Below are 1,910 nucleotides of genomic sequence, written 5' to 3' on the forward strand. Positions count from 1 at the left end.
GGCATTCGGCGGCGTATCAGGGCCAGCTTCAATGAGCAGCACGCGAGCGCCATAGGCGGAGAGCCTGCTCGCCATCACGCATCCAGAGGAGCCACCACCCACGACGATATAATCGAAAACCACGCAAACTCGCAAATGTCTGAGTCGGGCAAAAATCTAGCAGACGGCGAGCAAGCAAAAACGCGCAATTATCTTGCAGGACGCAGGAAATCAGCGCATTCTTAAGAGATTCGCATTATGGCGGCCTCCCAACGGGGCGGAACGTTTAAACATGACCTTGCCAGCAGTCCATCAGGGCTGAAGGCGATGCCGGAGCGTCGTGACTTAAGTGGACAAAGCGCATCGCGACTGAAGGGGACAAACCTATCGCGAGATACATCAGAATGCAGCCCGGTAGGTCCAGAAGTGCTTTTGCAGCATCGCGCTGACGAGGCCGTTGTAAGGAGCAGAATGATGCTTCGCCTTGCGCTCCATCGCCGCTTTAGCGGTACGAAAACTCCCGTCCCAATCATGGCCGGCGGGCAAGGCGGCTGACCCTTGCGCCAGTCATCGGTGAATCGGATCAACCAGTTGTTGAATGCGCGTAAGATTGCGCGTTCTATACATCGATTGGCACCGCCAAGGTTACCTTCGTGCGATCCATCACAATCATCGTGCTGTAATTTCTAACAGCCGGGCTATCAAAGAAGAAACGCCTCGAGAATGCGTCGTACTCTGCCAAGTCACGCACGGAGAGAAGGAGAACGAAATCGGCGTTACCGGTGACCGCATACGCGCTCATTACTTCAGGCGCCTTCTGTAGAGACTGCTTGAAGCGATCGATGACGTCGGAACGATAGCGCTCAATGTCGACCAAGACCAGCATCATCAGGGACCTGCCCACCGCCTCAGGCGACACGATTGCAACATCAGCCTCAATTACGCCAATTTGTCGCAACTGCTTCAATCGCCGCTGACAGGCCGTGGGCGATATACCGGCCAGTTGGCCCAATTCTTCCGTTGTTTGGCGATTGTTGCGCTGAACAGCGCTTAAGATTTTCAGATCTATCCGATCCAATTCCATGGTCATTCTCCGGAATAGCTGCAATTTGCGCAGAAAAACTGCGATATGCACTCGACTGTAGCCTCAACCCCGCGCAGACGGAAGCCCAAACGATCAGGCCAGGCATGGGACCAAAGTCGGCTATCGTCCTCGACGTCAGTTATAGCCATTGGCCGAAGAGTGCTGTCCACCATCGCCCAACTGACAATGGCAGCCGACGGTCAAAAGCCGAGGCCTTGCGCCCAGTTCGGCCGAGGAAACGTCTCGGAACTTAAACGCTAAGCCGACTGGACGATGATGATAGGGGGGACCTCTATTTCCGCGCTTCGGCTTCCATTCGTTGGCTCACGCTGCCAAGAGTCTCATCTGTGTATAGGGAATCGAGCGCTAGGTTCGCCTGCCCCGGTTGCTGCATCAAATGCAGCCGTCTTGAGGTGGTTGGGAAAAATCGTCACCGCAGCCACACAAACCGCCGGCCTTATGCAACCTGCCGGCAATTTCGCATAATTACTGCATCCCGCCGCTCAGAATTTGCGCAAGGCGCCCAATGTAGCGCGCTATTGTCTCACAACGGCACCTACACGCCACTTCATAAAGCAGAAGAGGCCTGGCTTTGCAGGCTTCAGATTGAGGAGTTCGCCTATGAGCAAGCAATTCGCACCTGAAATGGATGCAGGTCTCGCGGTTTTCAATCGCCTGGAGTCTGAGGTGCGCAGCTACGTCCGCGCCTTCCCCGCCCTATTCGATCGCGGAGTCGGGACCACTCTCATCGCTGCAGACGGTCGGGAATATCTCGACTTTTTCGCCGGTGCAGGCGTTTTGAATTATGGGCACAACAACCCCGTCATCAAGAAGGCGCTGCTGGATT

General features: G+C 55.3%; 3 protein-coding genes. 1 reads left to right on the forward strand and 2 read right to left on the reverse strand.

Going from position 1 to position 1,910, the window contains the following annotated elements; genetic code table 11:
• Together EN991_RS34385 and EN991_RS34390 are read right to left on the reverse strand one after the other, a co-directional pair.
• Nucleotides 1-123 (reverse strand): FAD-dependent oxidoreductase (locus EN991_RS34385; protein WP_127274279.1); only part of this gene is annotated, 123 nt, incomplete at its 3' end.
• Nucleotides 124-598: 475 nt separating this feature from the next.
• Entirely contained in the window at nucleotides 599-1,063 is a 465-nt protein-coding gene (locus EN991_RS34390) for an Lrp/AsnC family transcriptional regulator (RefSeq protein ID WP_063169349.1), read from the reverse strand.
• Between the two features lie 621 nt (nucleotides 1,064-1,684).
• Between EN991_RS34390 and EN991_RS34395 the strand changes: the two genes are divergently transcribed.
• The coding region (locus tag EN991_RS34395) for an aminotransferase class III-fold pyridoxal phosphate-dependent enzyme (protein ID WP_127370397.1) at nucleotides 1,685-1,910 on the forward strand (226 nt) is incomplete at its 3' end.

Source organism: Mesorhizobium sp. M7A.F.Ca.US.005.03.2.1 (assembly GCF_003997795.1).
Taxonomy (GTDB): Bacteria; Pseudomonadota; Alphaproteobacteria; order Rhizobiales; family Rhizobiaceae; genus Mesorhizobium; species Mesorhizobium ciceri.